At 71.9% G+C, this 20392-nt stretch carries 17 protein-coding genes; 13 read left to right on the forward strand and 4 right to left on the reverse strand.

The genetic code is table 11. The features are described 5' to 3' along the window. Window positions 1–8 precede the first annotated feature (8 nt). Window positions 9–416, forward strand: coding sequence for an SRPBCC family protein (locus AYL44_RS02860; protein ID WP_231872709.1), 408 nt, complete (start codon window positions 9–11; stop codon window positions 414–416). 54 nt (window positions 417–470) lie between these two features. On the opposite strand, the gene AYL44_RS02865 is transcribed toward AYL44_RS02860, so the two are convergent. Next, window positions 471–1865 carry an HNH endonuclease signature motif containing protein gene (locus AYL44_RS02865; protein WP_064001737.1) on the reverse strand — a complete coding sequence of 465 codons (1395 nt, stop codon included), beginning with the start codon at window positions 1863–1865 and terminating at the stop codon, window positions 471–473. Between the two features lie 157 nt (window positions 1866–2022). Between AYL44_RS02865 and mfd the strand changes: the two genes are divergently transcribed. Then, window positions 2023–5613 carry a transcription-repair coupling factor gene (mfd, locus tag AYL44_RS02870; protein ID WP_197471571.1) on the forward strand — a complete coding sequence of 1197 codons (3591 nt, stop codon included), beginning with the start codon at window positions 2023–2025 and terminating at the stop codon, window positions 5611–5613. Window positions 5614–5683: 70 nt separating this feature from the next. Here the strand turns inward: mfd and AYL44_RS02875 are convergent, their stop codons facing one another. Further along, window positions 5684–8356 (reverse strand): phosphoenolpyruvate carboxylase, encoded by a 2673-nt coding sequence (locus AYL44_RS02875; RefSeq protein ID WP_064001739.1) that lies wholly within the window; start codon window positions 8354–8356, stop codon window positions 5684–5686. 68 nt (window positions 8357–8424) lie between these two features. Continuing rightward, window positions 8425–9861, reverse strand: a complete 1437-nt coding sequence (locus tag AYL44_RS02880; RefSeq protein WP_064001740.1) for a basic amino acid/polyamine antiporter — start codon at window positions 9859–9861, stop codon at window positions 8425–8427. Between the two features lie 85 nt (window positions 9862–9946). On the opposite strand from AYL44_RS02880, the gene AYL44_RS02885 reads away from it, so the two are divergent. The 4 genes from AYL44_RS02885 (at window position 9947) to AYL44_RS02900 (ending at window position 13355) form a co-directional block, all read left to right on the forward strand. Then, window positions 9947–10600 carry a MazG family protein gene (locus AYL44_RS02885; protein WP_064002447.1) on the forward strand — a complete coding sequence of 218 codons (654 nt, stop codon included), beginning with the start codon at window positions 9947–9949 and terminating at the stop codon, window positions 10598–10600. An 83-nt stretch (window positions 10601–10683) separates the two neighbouring features. Next, the gene (locus AYL44_RS02890) at window positions 10684–11940 is read left to right on the forward strand and encodes a histidine--tRNA ligase (RefSeq protein ID WP_064001741.1); all 1257 of its coding nucleotides are present in this window, start codon (window positions 10684–10686) and stop codon (window positions 11938–11940) included. Between the two features lie 32 nt (window positions 11941–11972). Beyond that, window positions 11973–12425: a YdeI/OmpD-associated family protein gene (locus AYL44_RS02895; protein ID WP_064001742.1), complete on the forward strand. Its 453-nt coding sequence runs from the start codon at window positions 11973–11975 to the stop codon at window positions 12423–12425. 57 nt (window positions 12426–12482) lie between these two features. Next, a complete protein-coding gene (locus AYL44_RS02900) occupies window positions 12483–13355 on the forward strand; it encodes an SGNH/GDSL hydrolase family protein (RefSeq protein WP_064002449.1) in 873 nt (290 codons plus the stop codon). Here the strand turns inward: AYL44_RS02900 and AYL44_RS02905 are convergent. Beyond that, entirely contained in the window at window positions 13264–14511 is a 1248-nt protein-coding gene (locus tag AYL44_RS02905) for an APC family permease (protein ID WP_064002448.1), read from the reverse strand. The two genes, AYL44_RS02900 and AYL44_RS02905, sit on opposite strands and share 92 nt — an antisense overlap. A gap of 62 nt (window positions 14512–14573) precedes the next feature. Here AYL44_RS02905 and AYL44_RS02910 point away from each other — a divergent pair, with 62 nt between their 5' ends. The 7 genes from AYL44_RS02910 to AYL44_RS02940 all read left to right on the forward strand — a co-directional run bounded on the left by AYL44_RS02910 (window position 14574) and on the right by AYL44_RS02940 (window position 20375). Beyond that, window positions 14574–14930, forward strand: coding sequence for a GntR family transcriptional regulator (locus AYL44_RS02910; protein ID WP_064001743.1), 357 nt, complete (start codon window positions 14574–14576; stop codon window positions 14928–14930). Further along, window positions 14920–15930 carry a DUF1648 domain-containing protein gene (locus AYL44_RS02915; protein ID WP_064001744.1) on the forward strand — a complete coding sequence of 337 codons (1011 nt, stop codon included), beginning with the start codon at window positions 14920–14922 and terminating at the stop codon, window positions 15928–15930. Before AYL44_RS02910 ends, AYL44_RS02915 begins: the two co-directional genes overlap by 11 nt. Window positions 15931–15938: 8 nt before the next feature. Continuing rightward, complete coding sequence (locus AYL44_RS02920; RefSeq protein ID WP_064001745.1) at window positions 15939–16619, forward strand: O-methyltransferase; 681 nt, start codon at window positions 15939–15941, stop codon at window positions 16617–16619. 94 nt (window positions 16620–16713) lie between these two features. Then, the gene (gene eno / locus AYL44_RS02925) at window positions 16714–17994 is read left to right on the forward strand and encodes a phosphopyruvate hydratase (protein ID WP_064001746.1); all 1281 of its coding nucleotides are present in this window, start codon (window positions 16714–16716) and stop codon (window positions 17992–17994) included. 36 nt (window positions 17995–18030) lie between these two features. Then, window positions 18031–18537 (forward strand): septum formation initiator family protein, encoded by a 507-nt coding sequence (locus AYL44_RS02930; protein ID WP_231872710.1) that lies wholly within the window; start codon window positions 18031–18033, stop codon window positions 18535–18537. Window positions 18538–18624: 87 nt separating this feature from the next. Continuing rightward, window positions 18625–19095, forward strand: coding sequence for a DUF501 domain-containing protein (locus AYL44_RS02935; protein WP_064001748.1), 471 nt, complete (start codon window positions 18625–18627; stop codon window positions 19093–19095). Beyond that, window positions 19092–20375, forward strand: coding sequence for a S8 family serine peptidase (locus AYL44_RS02940; protein ID WP_064002450.1), 1284 nt, complete (start codon window positions 19092–19094; stop codon window positions 20373–20375). The genes AYL44_RS02935 and AYL44_RS02940 overlap by 4 nt, the downstream gene beginning before the upstream one ends. The last annotated feature ends 17 nt before the right edge of the window (window positions 20376–20392 follow it).

The following is a 20392-nucleotide window of genomic DNA, read 5'->3' on the forward strand; positions in this document are numbered from 1 at the left end:
TGACGGTGGTGACGGAGATCCGTGCGTCCGTGGAGGATGTCTGGCGGTGTCTCACCGTCGGTCGGAGCGCGTGGTGGCCGGAGATGCGCTTCGAGGCGGTTGTCGATTCGCCGCTCGTGGAGACGTGGGTCGAAGACGGGCGTCAGGGCGTCGCGTCGGGAAGCGTCACCCACTGTGTGGAACCGCACGTTCTCGGCTTCCGCTGGTCGGAAGACGGGTGGGATGGCCCTCTCGACGTCGAGATCGAGCTCGTCGGTCACGGCGATTCGACGCCGGTGAGACTGACCGAGTCGGGATTCTCGGGTGTGGGGACTCCGGACTCGCTGCCGTCGGAACACGCGGCAGGGTGGCGGTATCACCTGGCGCGGTTGAAGAGTGCGAGTGAGGCCCGCGCGGTCGACGCTGACGTGTCGTGAGCGCGACTGGCGACTCGGCGGGAGGGGTGTCGCGATCCCGGAATCGTGGTTGTCTCAGAAGGGTGCGGGTTCTGTCGCCCCGGGTGGCGGTGGTGGTGGTGCGGCAGGGGTGAAGGCGACGGCCGGTGTCGGTACGTCTTCTCTGTAGGTCCTGCCGAGGGGTGAGGTCCATTCGAGGACGCCACCCTTGAGTTGTCGCACTCTCCACGCGGTGAACTGCTTCATCGAGTGATGCCTCTGGCACAGGTGCGCCAGGTTCGAGAGTTCGGTTCTGCCGCCGAGCGCGTGGTCGTGGGTGTGATCCACCTCGCAACGGATCGCGGCGACGCGGCACCCGGGAAACCGGCAGTGTTGATCCCGGGCTTGCAGGAACCTGCGCATCCCCGACGGGACCCGGTACGAATCTGTCGAGACCGTGACCCCGGTGGTCGGGTCGTGGAACAGGCGCTCCCACATCCCGCTGCCGCCGGCGAGGGTGCGCGCCGTCGCGGGGTCGATAGGGGAGCGCCCGGTGAGGTCGCAGGGCCCGTCGTCTTCTCCGGTGAGCGTCGCGGCGGGGATGAGCACCTGCACGCGCGCGCGGATCGCGCCCAGCGGGCCAGCGGTGGTGTCGCGGGTGTCATCGAGGGCGGGTGTTCCCGCCAGCAGCAAGTCGGCGAACACGTCAGCGCGGACCTGGTCGATGGAGCGCTGGTCGGTGGCGATGATCGCGGCGGAGTCATCGTCGTTGCCCTCTTCGTCACCAGTGCGCGTCGCGGCGGCTTCCCCGAACGCAACACCCGCACCGCCGCGAACGGCAATCCGTTCGTCGCGGGTGTCGATAATGGCCCGCGCCTGCTGCGTGAGTCGGTCGTGGATGCCCTCGGCGATCACCGTCGGGACGGTTGCGACCACGTCGCTCATCCCGTTCTGTCCCGGCACGATCCGGACGCAACGCCCAGCGGCGGCTTCCTCATGCCGCTCGGCGAACGAGCGCGGGTGCATCCGGAGCGCGAGGATCTCCAACTGTCCCCGGACACGGTTCGGGGTGTCCCGCTCGCACCGTGAGATCGCGAGCTGTTCGAACTCCGCCCACATCTCTGCCGGCAGGCTCGTCCCGGTCTCCACGATCGTGATCGCGTGGCCCCGCACAATGCGACCTTGCTCCCACGCCTTGACCGTCGCGGGTAACCCTTCGATCAACGTCCGCGCCTCACCGATCCGGCGTTGCACGGTCCGATCGGTCACCCGCATCACGCCGCCGACCTCGCCCGCGATCGACCGGAGTGCCATGTCGTGCACCTGCACGCGGGCGTTGCGTTGCGCGGTCTGCGCTTCGGCGAGACGGCCGGCGGCGGCCAGTAGACGCAGCTCCGCGATCTGCGCGGACCCCACCTCGCGTGCCACCCTCGCGACGTCATCGACGATCGCCATCAGCGAGGTGGTGAAGTCATCTTCGGAGGGGAACATTTGTTCTATTCTAGGACTGGCGCAGGTAGTGGTCAAGTCGTATCTTCGAACTAACACTCGTATCTGCCCGACCGAAGGGGAACCCATGTTCGATCCCACGCCGCACCGCGCCCGCCTCGCCGACCCCGGTGTCCGACGGGCCGCGTAGACTTCCCCGGTGACAATTCCCGGGATCGTGCGCGCCCTCGAACAGGCTGACAGCTTCCGGGAGGCCCTCGACGGCGCCGGATCGGATGTCGACTTCTCGGCCGTGACGGGCCTCGACGCTCCGCTGCTCGCCGGACTCCTCGAGCGACGCGCCGCGTCGGGACGGCCTCCCGTCCTGCTGCTCGTCGCCCCCACGGGGCGGCGCGCTGAGAGCATCGGTGCGGCCCTGCAGTGCCTCTTGCCCGACGCCGTCGTCCGGCACCTCCCGGCATGGGAGACCCTGCCGCACGAGCGTCTCAGCCCCAGCGCCGAGACCGTCGGCCGGCGGCTGAGCGTCCTCCGCGATGCGGCCGACTGGGACGGTCGCACCCCCCTCGTGGTCACGGCGTCCGTCCGCGGCGCGCTGCAGCCGATCGCGGCGGGATTGACGGATGCCGGTGTCGTCCGGCTCGAGCTCGGGTCCCGCGGGCAGGAGCTCGACGACATCGTCCACCGACTCGTCGAACTCGCGTACCACCGGGTCGACATGGTCTCGCGACGAGGCGAGTTCGCCGTCCGCGGCGGCATCCTCGACGTGTTCCCGCCTGTCGCCGACCACCCGTACCGGGTGGACTTCTTCGGCGACGAGATCGATCAGATCCGCGCGTTCTCCGTCGCCGACCAGCGCTCCCTATCCGGCGAGGTGCGCGAAGTGACCCTCCTCCCGAGCCGGGAGCTCCTCCTCACCGACGCCGTCCGCGAGCGGGCCGCCGCCCTGCGGGATCGGATGCCGGGGCTCGGCACCATGCTCGAGAAGATGAGCCAGGGCATCCCAGTCGAGGGCATGGAGTCGCTGCTCCCCGCCGTCGCCGACGCCGTCCTTCCGCTCGTGGATTACCTGCCCGAAGGCGCGGCGGTGGCCGTCGTCGACCCCGAGCGCGCCGTCACCCGCGCCATGACGCTCGCCGAGACGAACCGCGAGTTCCTCGAAGCCGCGTGGAGCGCGGCGACCGCCGGCGCCGAGAGCCCCGTCGACCTCGGCGCGGGCGACTTCCTCACCCCCCCCGAGCTGCGCGAGGCCTCCGCCTCCCGTCAAGGCGTGTGGTGGACGCTCAGCACCTTCGATTCGGGGGCGTCGGATGCCGTCGCCGAGGGCCTCGTCGAGCGTGCGGATGCGGCGGTTCGGATCCCCGCCTCGGCCGTCCCCTCGTTCCAAGGCAACATCGACGGCGCGACGGAGCACATCGGCAACCTGCTGAGCGCGGGCTGGCGCGTCGTGGTCGCGGCATCCGGAACCGGCCTCGTCGACCGCTCGCGCGACGTCCTCGCCGAACGCGGGCTCGCCGCGCGCGCCGCGGACGCGGTGACCGACGTCCCCGACCCCGGGATCGCGGTCGCGACCGTCGCGACCCTCGAAGCAGGATTCCTCTTCGCTGACGCCAAGCTCGCCGTCTTCACCGAGAGCGACTTCTACGGACGCACGATCGGCGCCGACTCGCGCGTCGTCAAGAAGCTCGCCTCGCGTCGACGCAACGTCGTCGACCCGCTGCAGCTCAAGCCCGGCGACCACGTCGTCCACTCGACCCACGGCATCGGCCGGTTCGTCGAGCTCGTGCAGCGGGAGGTCTCCTCGGGCGGTCGCAACGCGGTCAAGAGCAAGCGCGAGTACCTCGTGCTCGAGTACGCGCCGTCCAAGCGCGGACACCCCGGCGACAAGCTCTTCGTCCCGACCGACCAGCTCGACCTGCTGTCGCGGTACGTCGGCGGCGAGGCGCCGCAGCTGTCGAAGATGGGCGGGTCGGATTGGGCCGCCGCCAAGGGCAAGGCCCGCCGCGCCGTCCGCGACATCGCCGTCGAGCTCGTCAAGCTGTACTCGGCGCGGATGGCCTCGAAGGGGTATGCGTTCGGGCCGGACACGCCGTGGCAGCGCGAGCTCGAAGAGGCGTTCCCGTTCGCGGAGACCCCCGACCAGCTGCAGACGATCGACGAGATCAAGGCCGACATGGAGAAGCCGATCCCGATGGATCGACTGCTCTCGGGCGACGTGGGCTTCGGCAAGACCGAGGTCGCCGTCCGCGCTGCTTTCAAGGCGATCCAGGAGGGCAAGCAGGTCGCGATGCTCGTGCCCACCACGCTCCTGTCCAAGCAGCACCTCGAGACGTTCACGGAGCGGTTCGCGGGCTTCCCCGTCAAGGTGCGGCCGCTGTCGCGGTTTCAGACCGCCAAGGAGGCGAAGGACACCATCGCCGGACTCGCCGACGGCACGGTGGACATGGTCATCGGCACCCACCGCATCCTCACGGAGAAGGTCGTGTTCAAGGACCTCGGCCTCATGATCATCGACGAGGAGCAGCGGTTCGGCGTCGAGCACAAGGACGCGCTGAAGAAGCTCAAGACCAACGTCGACATCCTCGCCATGAGCGCGACGCCCATCCCGCGCACGCTCGAGATGGCGGTCACCGGCATCCGCGAGATGTCGACGCTCGCGACACCGCCTGAGGAGCGGCATCCGATCCTCACCTACGTCGGACCGCGCAGCGACAAGCAGATCGCGGCCGCCATCCGTCGTGAGCTGCTGCGCGAGGGCCAGGTCTTCTTCGTCCACAACCGGGTCTCGTCGATCCAGCGGGTCGCGGCGCAGCTCGCCGAGCTCGTCCCCGAGGCGCGCATCGTCGTCGCCCACGGGCAGATGGGCGAGCACGCCCTCGAGCAGGTCGTCGACGACTTCTGGGAGCGGCGGGCGGACGTCCTCGTCTCCACGACCATCATCGAGACCGGCCTCGACATCGCCAACGCGAACACGATCATCATCGACCGCGCGGACAAGTACGGTCTGTCTCAGCTGCACCAGTTGCGCGGTCGCGTCGGACGCGCCCGCGAGCGCGCCTACGCGTACTTCCTCTACGACGAGAACAAGCCTCTCAGCGAGACCGCGGCCGACCGTCTGGAGACGATCGCCGTCAACAACGATCTCGGGTCCGGCATGCAGGTCGCCCTCAAGGACCTCGAGATCCGCGGCGCGGGCAACCTCCTCGGCGCCGAGCAGGCGGGTCACATCGCCGGCGTCGGCTTCGACCTGTACCTGCGGATGATCGGCGAGGCGGTCGCGACCTTCCGCGGGGAGGACACCGAGGGGCCGACCGAGCTACGGCTCGAGCTCCCCGTGCAGGCGCGCATTCCCGAGTCGTACATCGACAGCGAGCGGCTGCGCCTCGAGGCGTACCAGAAGCTGTCGGCCGCGGCATCCGTCACCGCGGCGGACGACGCCATCGACCTCGTGCTCGAGGAGCTCACCGACCGCTACGGTGCCCCGCCCGCAGAGGTCGAGGGCCTCATCTCGATCGCGCGGCTGCGTCGCCGCGCCGCGCAGTCGGGCCTGTCGGACGTCGTCGCGATGGGACCGAACCTCCGCATCGCGCCGGCGCACATCCCGGACTCGATCCGGGTCCGGCTGCAGCGCCTGCACCCCAAGGCCAAGGTCGTCTCGGGCGGCGAGGCGATGGTCGTCCCGTTGCCGACCGCCGGGGGCGAGCCGCTCGCCGACGCCGACCTCATCGCGTGGACGGCGCAGCTGCTCGATCAGATCTTCCCGCTCCCGGTCGCCGAGACCGCGGACGCCTGAGACGACGCGTCCCGCCCGCGACGGAGAACCGTCAGGGGGCGGGACGCGCGGAACCGAGGGATGCCGGGGCTCACCCGGTGTTCTGCAGTCCCGCGGCGACCCCCGAGACCGACAGCAGCAGCAGCCGCTGCAGGTCGGGGTCGACCTGGCCGCCCGCCTGCGTCTCGCGGAGTCCGCGCAGCGCGCGCAGCTGCAGGAGCGAGAGCGCGTCGACGTAGGGGCTCCGCATCTTCACCGCGCGCCCCAGCACAGGACGGTTGGACAGCAGCTCGGTGCCGCCGGTCAGGCGCACGACCCAGTCGCGGGTGAGGGTCATCTCGTCGCGGACGAGCGCGGCGAGGTCGTCGCGGTCGCCGAGTTCGAGATAGTGACGGGCGATGCGGTCGTCGGTTTTCGCGAGGCTCATGGCGACGTTGTCGATGAGGGTCCGGAACAGCGGCCACTCCTCGTACGCGCCCCGCAGCGTGGCCTCGTCGCCGACGGCGTCGAGCGCCGTCCCGAGGCCGAACCAGCCGGCGAGGTTGATGCGAGCCTGCGTCCACGCGAACACCCACGGGATCGCCCGCAAGTCGGCGAGGGACTCCACCGACAGGCCGCGGCGCGCCGGACGCGAGCCGAGCGCGAGCAGCCCGATCTCCTCCATCGGGGTCACCTGGGCGAACCACGGCGCGAAGCCGGGCGCCTTCACGAGGGAGAAGAATCGCTCGCGCGAGGCCGCGTCCATCGTCGCCGCGACCGAGGCGTAGCGCTCGGCCGCGGACCGGTTGCGGTCCTCGATCGAGGGGGCCGAGGCGAGCAGGGTCGCGGCGGCGACCTGGTCGATGTGGCGCATCGCGATCGCGGGGTCGCCGTAGCGGGCGAAGATGACCTCGCCCTGCTCGGTGAGCTTGAACCGGCCGTCGACGGAGTGGGGCGGCTGCGCGAGGATCGCGGAGTTCGCCGGTCCGCCGCCGCGCCCGAGGGCGCCGCCGCGGCCGTGGAACAGGGTCAATTCGATGCGCTGCTCGACCGCCCACGCCGAGATCTCCGCCTGCGCCTCGTACAGGGCGAGGTTGGCGGCGACGGGGCCGACGTCCTTCGACGAATCGGAGTAGCCGAGCATGACCTCGAGCCGGCGACCGGTCGCCTCGAGCCGGGACGCGAACGCCGGGTGGTCGACGATCTCGGCGAGGATGCCGGGGGCGGCCTGCAGGTCCGCGAACGTCTCGAACAGCGGGATGACGTCGAGCACCGGGGGAGTGCCGTCGGGACCCACGGCGTGCCGGGCGAGGGTGTGGACGGCGGCGAGGTCGTCGGCGGACTGCGTGAACGAGACGATGTAGCGGCCCGCGGCCCGCGGCCCGTACCGGTCCTGCAGGAACGCGATGGTGCGGAAGACCTCGAGCACCTCCTCGGTCAGCTCCGAGCGCGCACCGCCCGCTTCGAGCTCGGCGAGCACCTTGGCGTGCACGGCTGAGTGCTGGCGCACCTCGAGCTCGGTGAGGTGGAACCCGAAGGTCTCGACCTGCCAGATGAGGTGCTGCAGGTGTCCGTAGGCCTGACGGGGAGCGCGCGCCGAGACGAGGGAATCCTGCAGGACCCGCAGGTCGGCGAGCAGGTGTTCGGGATCGCGGTAGGCGAGGTCCGCGTTGCGGGTGCGCGTCGCGGCGATCTTGCGGGCGAGCAGCAGCATGATGCGGCGGTAGGGCTCGTTGGGGGAGCGCTTCGCGATCTCCGCCGCCGCCTCCTCGTCGGCATCCTTCAGCCGCTGCCACAGTGCGAGCAGCTCCGGCGTGGGCGGGGTGGACTCGGCGTCGAGGGTCAGCGTGCGCCCCACCCGGTTCGCGGTGTGCTCGAGTCCGAGCAGGACGTGCTCGCTCGCGATCGCGGCGGCCTTGCGCGTCGTCTTCGCGGTCACGAACGGGTTGCCGTCGCGGTCGCCGCCGACCCAGGAGCCGATGCGCATGAAGGGGCGCACGAGGGGCGGGCGGGCCCCGGCATCCTCCCCCTGCAGGACGTCGTCGATGCGGCGGTAGACGTGCGGGATCGACGTGTACAGCGTCTCGTCGAAGATCGCCATGACGGCGCGCACCTCGTCGGTCGGCGACGGCTTCTCGGCGCGCAGCGGCGCGGTGCGCCAGAGGGTGTCGACCTCTTCGAGCATGCGGCGCTCGGCGCGGCGGCGGTCGGGGCTGTCGGCCTCCGCGGCATCCCGTTCGCGCAGCAGATCGGCGAGGCGACGGATGCTGTTCGACACCGCACGGCGCCGCGCCTCGGTCGGGTGCGCCGTGAAGACGGGGTGGAAACGCAGGCCCTGCAGTCGTTCGAGGGCGCCCTCCTGCCCGATCTCCTCGGACAGCCGCCGGTACGCCGAGACGATCGAGTCGCCCGCGTCGCGGGTGTCGCCGCGACCGCTGCGCTCGCGGAGGACTCGCACGCGCTGGTGCTCCTCGGCGAGGTTCACGAGGTGGAAGTAGCAGGTGAAGGCGCGGGCGACCTCCTCGGCGCGCTCCAGGGTGAAGGCGTCCGCGATGGATGCCGCGCGCGCGAACGCCTCGGGGGTCGGGTCGGTGTACGCCTGGATCGTCGCGACGCGCAGTCGCTCGACGTCCTCGAACAGACCGGGCGAACCGCTCTCGCGCAGCACGCGCCCGAGCAGCGCGCCGAGCGTGCGCACGTCGGCGCGCATCCGTTCGGGGATCTCCTGCTCGGCTTCGTAACGTCCGACGAGGTCGATGGCTTCGGTGGGGGTCGGTTCGTGCACCGTTTCACGTTAGCGAGGATTGCGAGCGACAATTTCCGCGTGACGGTGGATGCCGGTGCCCGCTAACCTCACACGGCGATGATGCCCTGCGCGATGAGCACGACGGCGACCACGGCGCCGATCGTCGCCAGGGCGAACAAGACCGCCTCAAGAGGTGTGAACACCCGCGCCCGCTGCTGGCGACGGCCGATGACGAAGAGGATCGTGCCGGGGACGATGATGACCAGGCACAGCAGCAGGTACGTCGCCCCCGCGGCCCACAGCAGGTACAGCGTGTAGAGCGTCGCGAGCACCGCGACAATCCCATCGCCGAGACGACCCCGGCGACCGTCCTGCACGGCGAGCTTGAGCGCGAACGCGGCGGAGAGGAAGAACGGGATGAGAGCCAGCGCGCTCGTGAGCTCGAGCGCCGCGTCGAAGGCGTTCTGCGCGAACAGGACGACCACGAGCATCGCCTGCGCGAGGAGGGACGAGAGGGTGAGGGCGCCGGTGGGGGTGTCCTTCGCGTTGGTGCGCCGCAGGAACCGGGGCAGGTCGCCGGCGCGCGCCGCCGACAGCAGCACCTCGGCGGCCATGAGGGTCCAGGCGAGGTAGGCGCCGAGCACCGCGACGACGAGCGCGAACCCGATGAACGCGGCCCCCCAGCCGCCTACGGCGGCCTCGAGCACGCCGCCCATCGACGGCTGGCGGAGCCCCGCGATCTCCGCACGCGGGATGACACCGTACGAGACCACCGTGACCGAGGCGAAGACGGCGAGCACGCTCAGGAAGCCGAGGACGGTGGCGCGTCCGACATCCGATCGGCGTCGCGCGTGGCGCGAGTTGACGGTCGCCCCCTCGATCCCGATGAAGACGAACACCGTCACGAGCATCGTCGTGCGGATCTGCTCGCCGAGGCCGGTGCCCGGGTCGCCTGACCAGTTCGCGGCGAACACGGCGGGGTCGAAGACCGTGAGGCAGAGCACGACGAAGACGACGATCGGCACCGTCTTCGCGATCGTGACGATCCGGTTGAGCGCCGCAGCCTCGCGGACGCCCCGACGGATGAGGACGTAGAAGAGCCAGATGCCGGCGGAGGAGATCGCCACCGCGAGCGGTGTGTTGCCCTCGCCGAGCGCGGGGAGGACGGCGCCCAGGGTGCCGGTGATGAAGACCCAGTAGAAGACGTTGCCCACGCAGGCGCTCGCCCAGTAGCCGAACGCGGCGAAGTAGCCGACGTAGTTGCCGAACCCCTCCTTCGCGTAGCTGAAGATGCCCGCGTCGAGGTCGGGCCTGCGGACCGCGAGCCGCTGAAAGACGAGCGCGAGCATGAACATGCCGCCGCCCGCGATCGCCCAGGCGATCAGCGTGCCCGCGACTCCGGTCGACTCGGCGAAGGTCGCCGGGAGGGAGAAGACCCCCGCGCCGATCATGGAGCCGACGACGAAGGTGCTGAGTGTCAGGAGGGAGACGTGGGTCGCCTGCGCGGGTGCGGTGGGACCCGGGGCGGTAGGAGCGGGGGTCACCGTCCCACCCTACGCGCGGCGGTCCGCCGGGCCCTCGCCGCGGGCGATCACCCCGGCCCGCGGCATCCCTCGTATCGTGTCCGTCATGACGGACGAGCCCCGCGAACCCCGCCGCGACCACCTGCGGGAGGCAGCGGAGACGATGCGCGCCGTGCGGGACCGGTGCGTCTGGACCCAGCGGATCGATCACACCGACCTCGTGCCCTACCTGCAGGAGGAGGCCGCCGAGCTCGTCGACGCGGTCGAAGCGGGCACCCGCGCCGATCTCAAGGAGGAGCTCGGCGACCTGCTGTGGCAGGTGCTCTTCCACGCCGAGATCGCCTCGCGCGACGAGACGGATCCGTTCGACATCGACGACGTCGCCGCGGCGCTCGCCGAGAAGATGATCCGTCGCCACCCGCACGTGTTCGGCGACGCCGTCGCGACGACACCCGACGAGGTGCTGATCCACTGGAACGCGGCGAAGGCGGCCGAGAAGCGCACCCGCACGAGCGTCCTCGACGGGGTGCCGATGCACATGCCCTCGCTCGCCCTCGCGCAGAAGATGCTCGGGAAGGCGGCGCAGGTCGGGGTGACACCGCCGCCACCGGCGCCGTCGCCCGCCGACGAGGCGGAGCTGGGCGAGGCGCTGCTGGCGCTGGTCGCGCAGGCGAGGGATGCCGGATGGGATGCCGAGCGCGCCCTGCGGCAGCGTCTGCGCGCGCTCGCCGAGGAGGTCCGCGCGGCCGAGTCCCGCTGAGGCGCCCGGGGGCTCGCGGGCGCGGCCCCGGGAGCGCGGTCTGAGAGACTAGGGCCGTGCCCTCCGTGAATCCGCCGCGCGGCATGCGCGACTTCCTACCCGCCGACAAAGCCCGCCGCGAGCGGGTCCTCGCCGTCATCCGCGACCGCTACCGGGCGCACGGGTTCGACGAGATCGAGACCCCCGTCGTCGAGGATTACGAGCGGCTCCATGCGGGGATCGGCGGTGACAACGAGAAGCTCGCCTTCAACGTCCTGCGTCGCGGGCTCGACGCCGAGGCCATCCGCGCCGCCGCCGACGACCCGGCGGCCCTGTCCGACCTGGGGCTGCGCTACGACCTCACCGTGCCGCTCGCGCGGTTCTACGCGACCAACCGCGCACAGCTGCCGTCCGTGTTCCGCGCGATCCAGATCGCGCCGGTGTGGCGCGCGGAGCGGCCCCAGAAGGGGCGGTACCGCCAGTTCGTGCAGTGCGACATCGACATCATCGGCGACGCGACGGCCCGGGCCGAGGTCGAGCTGCTGACGGCGAGCCTCGACGTCCTCGAGGCGCTCGGTCTCGAGGGCGGCACGATCCGCATCAACGACCGCCGCGCCCTCGACGCGATGCTCGCCGCCTTCGGGTTCGCCGAGGCGGACCGCGCCGGCGTCCTCATCACGATCGACAAGCTCGACAAGGTGGGGCCGGCCGGGGTGGTCGCCGAGCTGCGGGACCGCGGCGCGGACGAGGGCGCCGTCACCGCATTCGAGGCGTTCCTGAACCGTCCGCAGACGCGCGAGTACCTGCCCTTCGGCGAAGCGCAGATCCGCAAGGCGCTCCCCGAGGGCGTCTCGGACGAGATCGTCGGCCACCTGGTCGGCATCGGCGACGCGGTCGCCGCCGCGCGGGGGACCACCGACGTGCCCCTGCACTTCGACCCGTTCCTCGTGCGCGGCATGGGCTACTACACCGGCACGATCTACGAGCTCGCGCATCCCTCGGTCTCCTACTCGCTCGGCGGCGGTGGCCGGTACGACGGCATGATCGGCCGCTTCCTCGGCCAGGACGTGCCGGCGGTGGGCTTCTCCATCGGGTTCGAGCGGATCGTGGACCTCGTCGGAGCGGGGGAGGATGCCGCATCCGCTGCCGTCGTCCTCATCGCCGACCGCGACGTCCCCCTCGCCGAGCTCGCCGGCCACAAGGCGTTCTTCGTCGCGCAGGGCGCGCGTGTGCGCCTCGAGCAGCGGACGAAGAACCTCAAGGGGCTGTTGGAGCGGTCCGCCGCCGACGGGTACACGTCCTTCGGCACCGTGTCCGCAGGCGTCCCGTCCGCGTCGATCGAGCTGCGTCCGCTCGGCTGACAGCGCTGCGCGGCGCTGCTAGCGTTCCGCGCATGACGCTCACAGTCCGCACCGTGCTGCCGAAGAACGGCCCCGCCACCGCGATCGAGTTGACAGACGAACAGGTCGAGGCCCTCGGCGGCGGCAAGCGGGCCGCGGTCCGGGTGACGATCGCGGGGCGCACCGCGCGCCTGCGTCTCGGTGTGATGGGCGGGCGCAACCTGATCGGTATGTCGAAGGCGGCGCGCGCCGAGCTGGGGGTCGAGATCGGGGACGAGGTCGAGGCGACCATCGATCTCGACACCGACGAGCGGGAAGTCGACGTTCCGGACGACCTCGCGGCCGCCCTCGACGCGGAACCGCAGGTGCGCGCCGCGTTCGATGCGCTCGCGCCGTCGCGTCGCAAGGAGGTCGCTCGTTCCGTCGTCGACGCGAAGAAGTCGGAGACCCGCGAGAAGCGGATCGCCGCCGCGGTGGACTCCCTCCGTTCGCCCGCCAGCACCTGATCGCGCACGTCACCGCGACGTCGCCCGTCGTTCACCGGGGCGGTGTGGGATGCGGTGGTGCCACGTTCCGCTCGGACTCCGTTCCCCGTCGCCGTTGCCGCCGCCGTCGTGGTCGTCGGCGCCGTCGTCCTCGGCACCCGGGTCGCGCTCGCGCGACAGGCGGCGATCGCGCGGCGGCGGATCGGCAAGCCGCTCGGTGACGCCGCCCCGACCGCCGACCGGGTCTGGCGGGCCGGACTCGGGGGCACGCCGCTCGAGCTGCTGCTGCTCGGCGATTCGATCGCGGCGGGTCTCGGGGCGCAGCACCGCAAGGAGACCCTCGGGGGACGCCTCGCGAAGGGTCTCGCAGGGGAGCTCGACCGGCCCGTGCGGCTGCGGACGGGGGCGGTCGTCGGTGCGGAATCGGCCGACCTCGCCGGCCAGATCGACGCGCTCCCGGCGGACTACCGTGCGGATGCCGCCGTCATCATCGTCGGCGGCAACGACGTGACGCACCGGGTGCCGGTCGCCGTGGCGGCGGCCCACCTCGCGGAGGCGATCCGCCGACTGCGCGCCGTCGGCACCGCCGTCGTGGTCGGCACGTGCCCCGACCTGGGCGCCCTCCGCGCCGTGCCGCAGCCGCTGCGCAGCATCGGCTCCCGTGCGTCGCAGCAGCTCGCCACGGCGCAGGCCGACCGGGCGCGCGCCGAGGGCGCCGGCGTGGTGTCGCTTCGTCGCGCGGTCGGTCCGTTCTTCCGGATCGACCCCGACGGCATGTTCAGCCTCGATCGGTTCCACCCGAGCGCGCTGGGCTACCGGCGAACGGCCGAGGCGCTCCTGCCCGTCGTGCGCGACGCGATCACGCGCGGCGGCGCAGACGCAGCAACCGGTAGCCGCATCCCGCCAGCAGCACCCCGACCCCGATCGGCACCGACGGCCACGGCAGGGTGACGACGAGGACGACGCACCCGACGCCGCCGACGAGCTGCAGGAACCGCGGGTACCGGCGGGCCGTGCCCCGCTGGCGGAACGCAGCGAGGTTGGCGACCGCGTAGTAGAGCAGCACGCCGAACGACGAGAAGCCGATCGCGCCCCGGATGTCGCCGAGCGCGATGACGGCGACGACGATCAGGACGACCGCGACCTCGGCGTTCCGCGGCACCCGGTGACGCGCGTCCACGGCGGCGAGGATCCGGGGAAGGTCTCCCTCCCGCGCCATCGCGAAGGTGGTCCGTCCGACGCCGGCGATGAGGGCGAGCAGGGCGCCGAGGGATGCCGCGGCGGCACCGATCCGGACGACCGGAGCCGCGGCATCCCACCCTGCGGCCTCGACGGTGGCGACGAGCGGCGCAGTGGACGCGGCGAGCCCGTCGGGTCCGAGGGTGCGGAGGGCGACGACACCGATGACCGCGTACACGACGAGGGCGCCGCAGAAGGCGAGCACGACCGCCCGGGGGATCGTGCGGGCGGGGTCGCGCACCTCCTCGCCGAGGGTCGCGATGCGGGCGTAGCCGGCGAACGCGAAGAACAGCAGGCCCGCCGCCTGCAGGATGCCGAGGGGACCGGATCCGGCGATTCCGTCACCCCAGAGCGGACCGGGCGCGCTCGGTGCCGTGAAGCCCGCCACGGCGACGACGGTCAGCACGATCAGGACGACCGTGACGAGCACGCGTGTCAGCTGCGCCGTCCGCGTGATCCCGAAGAGGTTCACGGCGCCGAGCGCGAGGGCGGCGCCGGCGGCGACGGGTCGTTGCCACCCCGCGGGCGCGACGTAGGCCGCGAAGGTCAGCGCCATCGCGGCGCAGCTGGCCGTCTTCCCGATGACGAAGCCCCAGCCGGCGAGGAAGCCCCACCACGGCCCCAGTTCCGCGCGCCCGTAGGCGTACACGCCGCCGGAGGTCGGATGGACGGCCGCGAGCTGCGCGGTCGAGGTCGCGTTGCCGAACGCGATGACGGCGGCCAGCGCCAGTCCGACGAGCAGCCCGGCGCCGGCGGCGGCCGCGGCGGGCGGGAAAGCGGCGAAGACGCCCGCGCCGATCATCGAGCCGAGACCGATGACGACGGCGTCGCCCAGACCGAGGCGGCGCGCCAGAGCGGGGGAGGACACGGCGCGAGCGTACCGGAGTGGCGCGAACACCCGACTAGTTCTAGTTGAGCTATAATTACCGTATGTTGATTCGGGTCGACCCACAGAGCACCGTTCCGCTGTTCGCGCAGATCGCCGCCGGGCTCCGCGCCGAGATCACCGGCGGCCGTCTCGCGGCGGGGGAGCGGCTGCCCGCCGCACGCGAAGTCGCCGAGGCGCTGCAGGTGAACCTCCACACGGTGCTGCACGCCTATCAGGACCTCCGCGACGAAGGCCTCATCGACCTCCGCCGCGGCCGCGGCGCCGTGGTCACCCCGGCCGGGGCGGACCTCGCGGGCCTGCGAGCCGAGATCGCGGCCCTGGTCGACAAATCCCGTGCCCTGGGCGTCTCGCCCGACACCCTGTCCGCTCTCGTCAAGGAGGCTGCTCGTGACCACTGACACCCTGACCGTCGTCCGCCGCCGATTCACCCTCGTCGCCCTGGTGCTCCCCGCCGTCGTGATCCTCGTCGCGGTCGTCGCGCAGGTGCTGCTCCTCCCGGCGGCGCCCGCGGTCGTCGCGACCCACTGGGGGTGGACGGGGCAGCCCGACGGCTTCGCTCCCGCCTGGACCGTCCCGCTCGTCACCGCGCTCCTCGGCCTCGGGCTCCCCGCGACCCTCTTCGGAGCCAGCGTGGGCGGGCTGCGCCGCGGCGACCACGGCTTCGCCTACCGCCTCCTGGGAGCCGTCGCGTTCGGACTCGCCGTGCTCATCGGTGGCCTCGGCGTCGCGACCCTCGGCATCCAGGTCGGACGGGCGGAGGCGGACGCCGCTCTCCCCGTGCTGCTCCTGCCGGGCGTGCTCCTCGCCGCCGCTGCCGCGGGATCGATCGGCTGGGCCGTGCAACCCCGCGTCCCGTGGCGTCCGACCCCGACGATGCCGACCGCCGAGGTGCCGGTCCGCGCGGGCGAGCGGGTCGTCTGGATGCAGGGGGTCAGCCTCGCCCGTGGGGGAGCCGTGGTCCTGTGGATCGCGTTCGCGATCGGATGCCTCGCCGTCCTGCCCGTCGTCTTCTTCGGCGACCTCGTCACGGCGATCATCTCCGGTCTGGTCGTCGTCGTGCTGTTCGTCGTCGTCGCCACGACCCTGCGCTTCCACGTGCGCGTCGACCCGGACGGCCTGACCGCCGTCTCGGCGGCGGGATGGCCGCGTGTGCACGTCCCGACGCAGGACATCGTCTCGGCAGAGGTCGTCCAGGTCTCGCCGTTCGGGGAGTTCGGCGGGTGGGGCATCCGCTGGCCCGGCGGCGGGCGCCAGGGCGTCGTGCTGCGCGCGGGCGAGGGGCTCGTGGTGCGCCGCAGCGACGGTCGCACCCTCACGGTCACCGTCGACGACGCGGCGACCGCGGCGGGGCTGCTGAGCGCCTACGCCGCGTTGACGCCGGCGCGCCGGGGCGATTGAGTGGCGGCATGGCGCATCCACACCCGTACGATCCGGTCCCCGCTCGCTGGAACGACGTCGACGACTACCTGACGTCGACCCTCATCGCCCACGACGACGCGCTCGCCGCCTCGATCGCCTCGCTCGCCGAGGAGGGGCTTCCTGAGATCGAGGTCGCGCCGCTCTCGGGGAAGCTGCTCCACCTCCTCGCGCGCATGACGGGGGCGCGGCGCGTGCTCGAGATCGGGACCCTCGGTGCCTACTCGACCATCTGGCTCGCCCGCGCGCTCCCCGCCGAGGGGCGCGTCGTCTCGATCGAGGCCGAGCCCCACAACGCCGCCGTGGCCCGACGCAACCTCGAGCGCGCCGGGGTCGCCGACCGAGTGGAGGTGCGCGAGGGGCGCGGGGCGGACGTCCTGCCGGCCCTGGAGGGCGGCGAGCCGTTCGACCTCGTCTTCATCGACGCCGACAAGGAGTCGAACACCGTCTACCTCGATTGGGCAGCGCGGCTCGGCCGCCCCGGCACCGTGGTCGTCGTCGACAACGTCGTCCGCTCCGGGCATGTGGTGGAGACGGATGCCGGGGCCCAGGTCGACGGCGTCCGCGCCGGTCTCGCGATGCTCCGCGACGACCCCCGGTTCGAGGCGACCGCCCTGCAGACCCTCGACCGCAAGGGGTGGGACGGCATCGCGATCGCGCTCGTCGTGTGACGACGGGTCCTGTGCGGCATCCCGCGGCTCACTAGACTCGGGGACGGACCGACGACGCTCCCGTTCCATCCTCCACAAGCAAGGAGAAACCCCCGTGGCATTGATCGAGGCAGTAGGCGCACGCGAGATCCTGGACTCGCGCGGCAACCCGACCGTCGAGGTGGAGGTCCTGCTCGACGACGGCATCGTCCAGCGCGCAGCCGTCCCCTCCGGCGCATCCACCGGCGCCTTCGAGGCGTACGAGCTCCGTGACGGTGACAAGAGCCGGTACGGCGGCAAGGGCGTCCTCAAGGCCGTGAACGCCGTCATCGACGAGCTCGGCCCCGCCATCGAGGGCCTCGAGGCCAGCGAGCAGCGCCTCATCGACGAGGTCCTGATCCAGACCGACGGCACCGAGAACAAGTCGCGCACCGGTGCGAACGCCATCCTCGGCGTCTCGCTGGCCGTCGCGAAGGCCGCCGCCGACAGCGCCGACCTGCCGCTGTACCGCTACCTCGGCGGACCGAACGCGCGCGTCCTGCCCGTTCCGCTGTTCAACGTCATCAACGGCGGCGAGCACGCCGACAACGGCATCGACATGCAGGAGTTCTTCCTCGCCCCGATCGGCGCCGAGAGCTTCTCCGAGTCGCTGCGCTGGGGCGCCGAGGTCTACCAGGTCCTGAAGAAGGAGCTGCAGGCCGCCGGCTACGCGACGGGCCTGGGTGACGAGGGCGGGTTCGCCCCCGACCTCCCCAGCAACCGCGAGGGCCTCGACTTCCTCGTCAAGGCGATCGAGAAGGCCGGCTTCACCCCCGGTTCGCAGATCGCCCTGGGCCTCGACGTGGCCGCGACCGAGTTCTTCAACGACGGCGTCTACCGCCTCGAGAACAAGGACTGGACCGCCGAGCAGCTCACCGACTACTACGCCGACCTGGTCGACTCGTTCCCCATCGTGACGATCGAGGACGCCCTCGCCGAGGACGACTGGGAGAACTGGACCGCCCTCACCGAGCGCCTGGGCAAGAAGGTGCAGCTCGTCGGCGACGACCTCTTCGTCACCAACCCGCAGCGCCTGGCCGACGGCATCAGGCGCGGAGCGGCGAACTCGCTCCTGGTCAAGGTGAACCAGATCGGCACGCTCAGCGAGACGCTCGACGCGATCGACGTCGCGCACCGCGCCGGCTACACCACGATGCTCTCGCACCGCTCGGGTGAGACCGAGGACACGACGATCGCCGACCTCGCCGTCGCCGTCAACTCGGGTCAGATCAAGTCGGGCGCGCCCGCTCGGAGCGAGCGCGTCGCGAAGTACAATCAGCTTCTGCGCATCGAGGAAGACCTGGGCGAGGCTGCGGAGTTCATCGGCGCCGCCGCGTTCCCGCGTTTCACCGCCTGACGCGCACCGCACAGACACCGACGAGAAGGGGGAGCCGTGGACAGACCATCGGCTCCCCCTTCCCGTGCGTCCCGGACCCCGCGCGGCGAGGATCGCACGCCCCGATCGGGCCGACGCGTCGACGTCCGCGACTGGGTCGGCGGCATCCGGATGTCGGGGTTCATGGGGATCATGCTCGGGCTCGTCGTGCTCGCGGCGTTCGTCCTCGTCCCGACGATCGGCACCTACGTCGACCAGCGGCAGCAGATCGCGGCGCTCACCCACGACGTCCAGGCCACGAAAGACGAGATCACGCAGCTGACGAGCGAGCGCGAACGGTGGCGCGACGAGGCCTACATCGTCGCCCAGGCCCGCGAACGGCTGTACTACCGGCGCCCCGGCGAAGTCGTGTACCTCGTCGCGGACGACCTCCCCACCGACCCGATCGAGCCCGCGCAGCGCCCGGTCAGCGACGACGTCCAGGAGACGCAGCGCGACTGGATGACGCAGTTCCTGCGCTCCGTGACCGAGGCGGGACTCGCGAAGACCGTCGCCCCGGGCTGACGCCCAGCTCTCACGCGCGTCGCCCGGTACCCTTGACCGGTGCCTCATCCGACACTCTCGCCCGCGTCAGCCGCCGATCACGACACCATGCGTGAGCAGCTGGGGCGCCCCATGCGCGGCGTGATCGGCATCGCGGCGCGATGCGTCTGCGGCAACCCGACGGTGGTGGCCACCGAACCGCGGCTGCCCGACGGCACCCCGTTCCCCACGTTCTACTACCTGACCCATCCGGGGGCGACGGCCGCCATGTCGGCCCTCGAGGCGACCCAGGTGATGCGGGAGCTGAACGACGACCTCGCCGCCGACGAGGACCTCGCGGCGTCCTACGCCCGCGCCCACGACGCCTATCTCGCCGACCGCGAGGTGCACGGTGCCGTCCCCGAGATCGCCGGCGTGTCCGCGGGCGGGATGCCGACCCGCGTGAAGTGCCTGCACGCCCTCGCCGCGCACTCGCTCGCCGCCGGTCCTGGAGTGAACCCGATCGGCGACATCGCCCTCGCGCGCGGCTCGTGGTCGCCGCAGCGGTGCACCTGCGCGACGCCGAGGGTGACCGGATGAGGGGAGTCCGCGCCCTCCTCGCCGCCGCCGTCGTCGCCGTCACGGCGGTGCTCACGGCGGCCGCGCCCGCCCCGTCGCCGACGCCCCCGCCGGTCGATCCGGTGCGGAACATGGAGTACTGGCTGAAGGAGTACGGGATCTCCGACGCCTGGAAGACGACCAAGGGCGCCGGGACGACGATCGCCGTCATCGACACGGGCATCGGCAAAGGCCCGAAGGAACTCGACGGTGCCGTCGTCGGGGGAGCCGACTTCTCGGGGGTGGGGAAGGCCGACGGCCGCACGCCCGTGGGCGACAGCGACCGGAACCACGGCAGCTGGGTCGCCTCCCTCGCCGCGGGCCGGGGGACGGCGGCCGACAAGGGCATGATCGGGGTGGCCCCGGAGGCCGATCTGCTGTCGCTCTCGATCGGCTTCGGCAGCTCGGCGAGCGTCCCGTTCGTCGATCAGGTCGCCGAGGCGATCCGGTGGGCGGTCGATCACGGCGCCGACGTCATCAACCTCTCGTTCACGACGAACACCCTCGATTGGGACCGCTCGTGGGACGACGCCTTCCTCTACGCGTTCGACCACGACGTCGTGGTCGTCGTCGCCGCCGGCAACCGCGAGAGCGGCACCGAGGAGGTCGGCGCCCCCGCGACGATCCCGGGCGTCCTGACGGTGGGCGGCGTGGACCGGGAGGGACGCGCGAGTCGGACGGCCTCGACGCAGGGCATCGTCATCGGCATCTCGGCGCCGAGCGAGGAGCTGCTGGGTGTCTCCGCGAACGGCGACCTCGTCATCTGGGACGGCACGAGCGGTGCGGCCCCCATCGTCGCCGGTGTCGCCGCCCTGGTGCGGTCGGCGCACCCCGAGCTGGATGCCGCGAACGTGATCAAGCGGATCATCGCCACCGCGACGCCGAGCGAGCGCGCGAAGAAGGTGCCCGACCCGCTGTACGGGTACGGCCTGATCAACGCCGCCAAGGCGGTCTCCGCTCCGGTGGCGAAGGTCTCGGCGAACCCGATGGGCGACCTCCGCGAGTGGATCCGGCTCTACCGTCGGGCCGAATCCACCCCGCAGACGAGCCCGACCCCGACCCCCTACACGGTGGCACCGCTGCCCGAGGCCGAGCCGCCGAGTTCGGCCGCGTCCCCCCTCCTGCCCAGCAGCGATTCGCTGCGCTACGGGACGGTGCCGCTGATCGTGGTCAGCCTGGGGACTATACTGATCGTGCTCGGGGTCACCGCTGCTGCCCGGCGCATCCGATCGGCGCGCACCCCGCGACCGCCGAGCCGTTGAATCAAGGAGTTCTTCCG

The sequence above is a fragment of the Microbacterium oleivorans genome (genome assembly GCF_001644225.1).
Classification (GTDB): Bacteria; Actinomycetota; Actinomycetes; order Actinomycetales; family Microbacteriaceae; genus Microbacterium; species Microbacterium gawkjiense.